2 protein-coding genes and 1 pseudogene are annotated in these 9,761 nt (G+C 38.3%); all 3 read left to right on the forward strand.

Annotation, left to right across the window (positions count from 1 at the left end):
- Positions 1 to 27 precede the first annotated feature (27 nt).
- A complete protein-coding gene (locus tag ACFIJP_RS07225) occupies positions 28 to 4,197 on the forward strand; it encodes an autotransporter outer membrane beta-barrel domain-containing protein (RefSeq protein ID WP_375626609.1) in 4,170 nt (1,389 codons plus the stop codon).
- Between the two features lie 147 nt (positions 4,198 to 4,344).
- On the forward strand, positions 4,345 to 7,590 hold the full coding sequence (locus ACFIJP_RS07230; protein ID WP_375626611.1) for an autotransporter outer membrane beta-barrel domain-containing protein: 3,246 nt from the start codon (positions 4,345 to 4,347) through the stop codon (positions 7,588 to 7,590).
- A gap of 147 nt (positions 7,591 to 7,737) precedes the next feature.
- Positions 7,738 to 9,761 (forward strand): annotated as a pseudogene (locus ACFIJP_RS07235) (autotransporter outer membrane beta-barrel domain-containing protein); the annotation flags it as partial.

Consider the following 9,761-nt stretch of genomic DNA (forward strand, 5'->3'; position numbering starts at 1 on the left):
TAAGGGGGGAGAGGTTGTAATAGAGTTATGGCTAATATATTTAAAAGTTATAAGTTTTTATATACTCTTACAACAGCTGCTGTTTCTTTTTTTCCAATCGTGGTTGTTAGTGCGAATTCTAACGCTTCTAGAGTTTCGTGTGATTCAGAGGCTCAGTTTTATACATGCAGTGATGGTAAGAAGCACGTAATCAAAAATAAAACCTATGATTTTCTAAACGCTTCTAAAGGTAAATCGGTTTCTGCTATATATGTAGGAAAGCAAGGCACAATTGTTAATGCGTCTCGTATAACTGTTACGGGTAGTAATCCAGATGAAATATCTCAATATGGTGCATTCGTACAAGATAGCGGAAAGCTTGTTCTAACGGATTCAAATTTTAAGAATATCCCCGGTCTTCGTGCTCTCAATGGAGTTATTCAAATGAACGACGGGAAGATTGAGGGAACTTCACACGCTATTTATGCATCGGGGAAAAAGACGGATATAGCTTTAGTTCGTGTAAATGTTGAGATTAAGCCAGACAATTTGAATGTAAAGGGTATAGGGATTGTAAGTGGTCTTGATGCATTTGTTAGGATGTCAGGTGGTACCGTTACTTTTAATGAGATTGGCGCATTTTCAACAAAATTTGGGGGGAAGTATCTTCTCGATACCATGATGGTTGAGGGAAAAGGAGAAAAATACACTGCTATAGTTGATAATGAAAGTGTTGATAAATTACCAGAAGCTTTTGACATATCTCAAGGGGGAGCTGTTCATTTGAGGGATAGTTCTATTCTGCTTACTGATATGCATGGCTTCTTGATTACAAATTTTTTAGGTTATGCCTATAAAAATGGCAAGCTAATTCAGAGTTATGATTCATCAGATGAATTTAAGAAAACAAATATTAATATTGAGAGATCAAATATTTCTGTGCATGGGATGGGGGTACATGGTCTGTACTTTGATACATTAGATTCAGATCGATGGGCTGATATGTTGAATATAGATGATAAAAAACGTTCAGAAACAGAAAAAATTGTTCTGGGAACTGCATCAGTTTATTTGTCAAAGACGTCTCTTACAGTTCCAGATGGTATTGCTATTTATGCTACGGGGACTGAAGGTTTGGGAGCTGAAGCTACTCTTGAATTATCGGAAGGAACCAGAATCTCTGGTGATTTGTTATTTAAAGCTCAATACGACTCCTTTATAACCGTAAAAGCTAGGGACACTACGCTTACAGGAGATATTCGTGTTGAAGATACATCTACTGTTGATTTAGAGTTAACGCGTGGCTCGACATGGTATCTTACCCAAAGTAAATATTATCTCATCCAAAGTAAAAACGAAGATTCACAAGAAGGTATTTCTATAGATACATCCGTCTCATATATAAGTCTTTCAGACAGTACTATTATTTTTAATAGTATATCCAATAATTATCAAACACTGCGCATTGGAAAAAAAACGATTATAGATGATATAGATGATATAAGTAAACAAGGTGAGTTGATAGCATTATACGGACTAGTCCATAAGGATGCATATAGTGCACAGGGTAATTCTCGGATTAAGCTCGGTGCATTTTTGAATGACGATGGTTTATTTGATACTCAAAAAGTTGATCGTATTTTGATTTATGGTGATGTCTCGGGGGAGACTACATTTCTCCAAGTGGAAGGTTTTTCCGAAAAATCAAAAAAAGAAGTCCGTGATAAAGGAAGTGAAAGTGTTTCACTTGTTCAAGTTTCTGGGTACGCGTGTGAAGATTCTTTTCAACTTGCCAGTGGGTATGTTACAATAGGTAGTTTTCCTTATCAATACCATCTTCGTGCTTATGGTCCAAGTTCTTCTTCTGGAAAAGCAGATCCCAAGAATAGATTAGTTGCAGGCAATGGAGACTTTTGGGATTTTCGCCTTGAAGGTATTTATGTGAGTTCCAAAGTTGATTCTTCTGAAACTAAGACTATTGAACCTGTTCATACGGATCTTACTTCCACTCCATCTACGCCTCCTTTTGTTGAAGTATCTTTACCGTCTTCTCCTCCTTTCGATTCTACATCTGTACCATTGCTTTCTACTGATACAGTTGAAACTTCGCATATAGAATCTATACCTACACCATCTGATTCAGTTACACCTCCTCCTCTGGCTCCTATGCCTGAACCACCTATGCCGTCTGCTCCACCTACGGTTTCTTCAGATGAGTTGTCTTTTTCAACAGAGCTTTCTTCTACGGAGGGTATTTCTACACCTGTTCCAACCGTTTCCTCTACACCTCCTTCGTCCGAGTCGCCTGTGCCATCTGCTTCTGTTGACTTTAAGCCTATACCATCTCCTTCTACTTCAGTTAAAATTTTACCTAAACAATCTATGTCTGCATCGCCGTCTGATTTAGCTAGATCTTTTGCTGTAGAACCTGTGTTGGAGCTATCTTCTCCAGTTGAAAATTCCTTTACGGATTCTATCTTTACTCCTTCTGCTAATACAGTTGAAACTTCTCATATAGAATCCATATCTGCACCATCTGATTCAGTTACATCTCCTTCTTTGGCTCCCATGCCTGAACCACCTATGCCGTCTGCTCCACCTACGGCTTCTTCAGATGAGTCGTCTTTTTCAACCGAGCTTTCTTCTACGGAGGGTATTTCTACACCTGTTCCAACCGTTTACTCTACACCTCCTTCGTCCGAGTCGCCTGTGCCATCTGCTCCTGTTGACTTTAAGCCTATACCATCTCCTTCTGTTTCAGTTGAAACTTTACCTAAACAATCGATGCCTGCATCTCCGTCTGATTTAGTTAGATCTTTCCCTGTAGAAACTGTGCTGGAGCTATCTTCTCCGGTTACGTCTTCTCCATTTGAGTTGTCTGTGCCATCTACTTCTGTTAGTTCTGAGCCTTCTGCATCTGTGTTATCTAAGTCAGTAGAATCTTCATCTAAAGATTCGGCACCCACTCCTCTATCTCCAGCCGTTATACCTGCCTCTTCTCCGTCTACGCCCTCTGAGTTAGGTGATCCTTCATCTACAGGTTCTGTGCCCACTCCATTACCTACGCCTACAGATCCTTCAGCTTCTTCCTCTCCAGTTGCAGTTGTTACACCAACACCTACTCCGTTTGAGCTTTCTGATCCAAGTGATCCTATACCTACAGATCCTGTTCCCACTCCGCCTGTTCCAGTTGAACCTACACCAGTTGTGTTTGTTCCTGTTAGGCTTGATATTCAGTCCGAGCCAAGAATTAGAGCGGTTGTTCCACAGTTACCAACTTATCTCCTTTTACCAAATGCTTTATTCCATACCCGCTTGATGGATCTTGTCTCTCAAAATAAAAAATTGAAGGCAATACGAAGCTCTTCTCGAGGTTCTTTGAAGAGTGATGAAAATCCAGCATTTTTTATCCGTGGTTATGGTGGAAGCTATCACTATGCTTCAAATCTTTCTGCTTTTGAATATGGCTATGGAGCCGAACTCGATTATAGTGCACTGGAAGCAGGCGTTTTATTGAAAGAAATTGAGAGTTCAGAGAGTTGCTCATTGTTTGGGGTGATGGGAACTTATGGAAACCTCTCTCTCCATCCTCTAAATGTTGAACAGAGCAAAAAGAGTCCATTTGATAAATGGTCCGTTGCTGCTTATGGAAGTCTGCAACATGATGCGGGTTTTTATATGGATGGGTTGTTATCTTACGGCTTGTTTAGGGGTGATGTTTTCACTCTTGCACGGGGTAAGGTCGCAACATTAAAAGGTAAACAGTCAAGTGCTTCTTTAACCAGTGGTAAAACATTTGCAATAGGGCGTAATGGTTTTGTTTTTGATCCACAGCTTCAGCTTATTTATCAGCATCTTCAGTTTGATGGTGTGCGTGATGTTGATAGTCTTGATGTTGATATGGGAAAATTTAATCAATGGACGGCACGTGCTGGTGGGCGTTTAACTAAGTTTCTTGCGCCCTTTGAAGAGGGGCGTGTTATTTCTTTCTATGGTAAGCTTTATCTTATGCGTAGTTTTGGAGATAGACAGTTTGTTTCATTTAAAAATGATTTCCAGTTAGGTGATTTTGGTTCTTCTTTAGAAGCGGGGCTCGGTTTTAATGCCAAATTATCTTCGAAATTTGTACTTCATGGAGATATAAATTATCAGCATGGACTGACAAAAGCAGGGTTTTCTGGAATGAGCTTTTCCGGTAGATTACAATATCTTTTTTAGTTATCCATGAAATATAGAATAATTTATATATAAGTATATAAGTGTTATATTAATAATTAAGTTAAATATTTATCGTATATTTATTTTAATAAGTTTATAATATACATTATGTGATTGTTCTTCGTTAATAAATAGGGGTAAGGAAGAATGGTGATAAATGTATTTTACGAACATGCATTTTTATACAATTTTACAACAGCTATTCTTTATTTTTTTCAGGTTGCTTATGTTAGTGCTGCAGGATCTTCAAGTGATGCAGGAGAGGCATTTTATAAATGCGATGATAGAAAAACACACTTTCTCGCAAATAAAGTTTATTACTTAAAAAATTCTCAGGAGGTTGCGCCTATTGCAGCTATATATGTAGAAAAAGTAGGCACTGTTGTTAATGCCTCTCAGATAACAGTTTATGGCGATAATCCAGATAAAATATCTGCCTATGGGGCGTATGTAAGAAATGGTGGAAAACTTAATCTAACATTTGCAGATTTCAAGGACATACCTGCTCTTCGTGCTCAAAATGCAGTTATTAGCATGACAGTAGGGGAAATTAAGGGTGCTTCACATGCTATTTATGCATGGGGGAAAGAAACGGATATTGCTTTAGAGAGTGTGAATATCGATATTGAGCCAGATAATTTGAAGGTAAAAGGGATCGGTATTATGAGTGGTTTTGATGCAATGGTTAGAATGTCAGAAGGTACCGTTAATTTTAATAAGATTGGCTCATTTTCAACTCGGTTTGGGGGGCGCTATATTCTTGATACTATGTGTATTACGGGGCAAGGAAGGAGGGAGGAAGCTAGAACAGATGGTGATGGCGCTATGGGGGTATTGCCGGAAGCTTTTGAGGTTTTTCAAGGAGGTGATGTTTATTTGAAAAAAGGTTTTATTCATCTTAACAATATGCACGCATTCTTGATTAAAAATTTTTCAGGTTATGTAGAAAACAATGGCAAATTAATTCAAAAGTATGTTTCGCCAGATGGCTTTAAGAATACAAGTATTAAGATAGAAAAAAACGATATTTCTGTGAAAGGGGAGGGAGTACATGGTCTGTATTTTAATGTTTTAGCTCCAGAAGAGCTTGCTAAGATGACTAGGCAACGAGATGATGAAAAAGTTTTAGAAACCCAAAAAGTTCTCACGGGGAAGGCATTTGTTTATTTATCACAGACAAATATGACAGTTCCAGATGGTATTGCGATTTATGCGAAGGGAAATAGAGGCTATAGGGCTGAAGGTATTCTTGAATTATCTGATGAAACAAAGATTTCTGGTGATTTGTTGTTAAAAGCTGAAAACAACGCTTCTCTATTGGTGAAAGCGAATTCTTCTTCTCTGACAGGAGGGACGCGTGTTGACGATAAATCAACTATTGATTTAGAGTTAACCCGTTATTCAACATGGTATCTTACTAAAAGTAAATACAATGGTTTACGGGAATCTGTTTCATCTCTTTCTTCTCTAAGTCTTTCCAATAGTACACTGATCTTTTATGATGAAGATATATTGAATGGTTATCAAACGCTACGCATTGGAAAAAGGCCGGATATAGGCGCAGGAGATAGAATTCTCGCATCAAAAGATAAAAAAGTTTACAGTGCTGAGGGAAATGCTCAGATTAAGTTGAGTGCATTTTTGAGTGATGAGGGTTTGTTTGATCCCCAAAAAACCGATCGTATATTGATTTCTGGTGATGTCTCGGGAACGACATTCATTCATGTGCGAAATTTTCCAAAAGCTGCAAATAAAGAAGTCCATGAAGGAAGAGATCAAAGCATTTCACTTATTCAAGTTGCTGGAACAGCGCAGGCAGGTTCTTTTCAACTCGCCAATGGTTATGATAGTTATACTACAGTGAAAGGTTTTCCTTATCAATATCGTATTCGTGGTTATGGTCCGAATTCGCCCTTTGGAAAAGCGGATGCTAAGCAAAGATTAGTGGAAGGTGAGGGGGATTTTTGGGATTTCCGTCTTGAAGGTATCTATATTTCTTCTAGAATAGGTACTTATAATGGTCCATTTATTAAACTGGCTTCGTTTTCATTATCTCATCCTTTAGATTCTCCGCCTCCCAATCCACTTCCTACGTCATTGACATCTGCCACACCTTCTTCTTCTACATCTTCTGATCCTGCTGATCCTCCACCTTCTCCCCCCGACCCACTTCCTACGTCATTGACATCTGCCACACCTTCTTCTTCTACATCTTCTGATCCTGTTGATCCTCCACCTTCTCCCCCTGATCCACTTCCCACATCATTGACATCTGTTACACCTTCTGTTTCGGCATCACCTTCATCTGCAGATTCTGTTTCTCCTGCTTCTGCCCCTATTGAACCAAAGCCTTCTACATCTTCTGACCCTGTTGAACCTTCGTCTAATCTTCCTGTGTCGCTTAATGTTCAGTCTAATCTCCAAATTAGAGCTGTTGTTCCTCAATTGCCAACTTATCTTCTTTTGCCAAATACCTTATTTCATGCTGGTTTAGTGGATATGACCACGCAAAATAAGACGGTAGAGACAATGCGGAATGCTTTTCATTCCTCTTGGAAGGATGATGAAAAGACAGCCTTTTTTCTGCATGCTTATGGTGGTAGTCATCATTATGCTTCCAATTTATCTGCTTTTGAATATGGTTATAACGCTGAGCTGAATTATAGTGCACTCGAAGCAGGTGTTTTGTTAAACGAGATTGAGAGTTTATACAGTCGTACATTCTTTGGGGCTTTGGGGAATTATGGAAATCTTTCTCTAACCCCAGAGGATGTTGAACAAAGCAAAAAAAGCGCATTTGATAAATGGTCTGTTGGAGCCTATGGAAGTTTACAGCATAATACGGGTTTTTATATCGATGGAGTATTATCGTATGGACTTTTTAAGGGAGATGTTTTGACACTAGCACGGGGCAAGGTTGTAGCGTTAAAGGGTAAACAGTTTAGCGGTTCTTTAACAAGTGGCAGAACGTTTGCAACAGGGTATAAAGGTGTTGTTTTTGATCCGCAGATTCAGGTTGTTTATCAGCATCTTCAGTTTAATCCGGCACATGATGTTGATAATATTGATGTTGATTTAGGAAAATTTCATCAATGGGTGGGGCGTGTTGGTGGGCGTTTAAGCAAGACACTTAATGTTTCTGAAAAGGGACGTGCCATTTCTTTTTATAGTAAGCTTTCTTATTTGCATAGTTTTGAAGATAAGCAATTTGTTTCTTTTAAAAACGATTTCCAATTAGGTGATTTTGGTTCTTCTTTAGAAGCGGGGATCGGTTTTAATGCCAAATTATCTTCGAAATTTGTACTTCATGGAGATATAAATTATCAGCATGGACTGACAAAAGCAGGGTTTTCTGGAATGAGCTTTTCCGGTAGATTACAATATCATTTTTAGTTATCCATAAAATATAGAATAATTTATATATAAGTATATAAGCATTATATTAATCACTAAATTAATTATTTATTGTATATTTATTTTATGAAGTTTATACTATATATTATATGATTGTTATTCTTTGATAAATATGAGTAATGAATAATGATGGTTAATGTATTTTATAATCATACATTTTTATGCACTTTTACAACAGCTATTCTTTATTTTTTGCAAATTTTCCATCTTGAAGCTGCTGGAAGTTTATGTGATCCAGAGGCTCCATTTTATAGATGCGATGATAGAAAAACACACTTTCTCGCAGATAAAGTTTATTACTTAAAAAATTCTCAGGAAGCTGCGCCTATTGCAGCTATATATGTAGGAAAGCAAGGCACAATTGTTAATGCGTCTCGTATAACTGTTACGGGTGATAATTCAGATGAAATATCTCAATATGGTGCATTCGTACAAGATGGCGGAAAGCTTATTCTAACGGATTCAAATTTTAAGGATATCCCCGGTCTTCGTGTTCTAAATGGAGTTATTCAGATGAATGACGGGAAGATTGAGGGAACTTCGCACGCTGTTTATGCATCGGGGAAAGAGGCGAATGTTGCTTTAGTTCGTGTCAATGTTGAGATTAAACCAGACAATTTGAATGCGAATGGTATAGGGATTGTAAGTGGTCTTAATGCATTTGTTAGGATGTCAGGTAGCACTGTTACTTTTAATGAGATTGGCGCGTTTTCAACAAAGTTTGGGGGGAGATATCTTCTCGATAACATGACGATTGAGGGAAAAGGGAAAAAATACACTTCTATAGTTGATAATGAAAGTGTCGATAAATTACCAGAGGCTTTTGACATATTTCAAGGTGGCGCTGTTCAATTGAGGAATAGTTCTATTGTGCTTAATGATATGCATGGCTTTTTGGTTAAAAATTTTTCAGCTTTTGTAAATAGTAGAGGCCAGCCTATTCATAATTATGATCTATCAGACGCTTTTAAGAAGACAAATATTGAGATTGAGAGCTCAAATATTTCTGTGCAGGGAAAGGGGGCTTATGGTCTGTATTTTAATCTATTAGATCCAAACACAGTGGCCGAATATTATGGACAAAAAGGTGTTTCAAAAGAGCCAAGAATCACTATGGGAAAGGCATCTGTTCGTTTAAAACAGACAACTTTCACAGTTCCAGATGGTACAGCTATTTATGTTACTGGGCAGGGCGGTTATGGAGCTAGTGTTTCTCTTGATTTATCAGAAGCAACAAAGATCTCTGGTGATTTGTTATTAAAAGCTGAAAAGAACTCTTCTATATCTATTAAAGCAAGCGCTTCTTCCCTTACAGGGGGTGTGCACGTTGAAGATACTTCTACTGCTAGATTAGAATTAACGCGTGGTTCTACTTGGTATCTCACAAAAAGCAAATATAAAGGTTTGCAGGGTTCTGTTTTTACAGATTCATCACTTTCATCTGTGAGTCTTTCTGATAGTACATTTATTTTCAATCGGGATGTATCCAGCGGTTATCAAACATTGCGTATCGGGAATGAACGATACAAGGAGGCATACAATGCGGAGGGTAATGTTCAGATTAAGCTCAGTACGTTTTTGAATGATGATGGTTTGTTTGATTCTCAAAAAACCGATCGTATTTTGATCGATGGAGATGTTTCCGGCACTACACTGCTCGTGATGGAAAATTTTTCCAAAACTTCAGAAAAGGAAGTAAGCGGTGAAGGAAGCAACAGTATTTCACTTATCCAAGTTTCTGGATATGCGCGTGAAGATTCTTTTAAACTAATGGGCGATTATACTGCAATAAATGGTTTGCCTTATCAATATCGTCTTCGTGCTTATGGCCCAAGTTCTTCTTTTGGAAAAGCAGATCCTATGAATAGATTAGTTGCAGGAGATCGGGACTTTTGGGATTTTCGTCTCGAGGGTATTTATATTAGTCCTAAACAAGATTCTTCTACAATTTTACCTATTCCACCTTCACCTTCTGCGCCGGTAGATCCTACACCTACAGACCCTGTTCCCACTCCATTACCTCCATCTATTACACCAACACCTGCTCCGTCTGCGCCCTCTGATCCAAGTGACCCTGTACCTACAGATCCTTCATCTTCTTCCTCTGTGCCTATTACACCAACACCTTCTCCGTCAGCGCCCTCTGATCC

Origin of the sequence: Bartonella sp. MU37NMGALS, from assembly GCF_042194015.1 — a bacterium.
In the GTDB taxonomy this organism is placed as follows: domain Bacteria; phylum Pseudomonadota; class Alphaproteobacteria; order Rhizobiales; family Rhizobiaceae; genus Bartonella; species Bartonella grahamii.

What these genes read in the sequence shown, in the direction of transcription:
- ACFIJP_RS07230 (WP_375626611.1), top strand. Translation starts at nt 4,345, where the DNA reads ATGGTGATAAATGTATTTTACGAACATGCATTTTTATACAATTTTACA.
- ACFIJP_RS07225 (WP_375626609.1), top strand. Translation starts at nt 28, where the DNA reads ATGGCTAATATATTTAAAAGTTATAAGTTTTTATATACTCTTACAACA.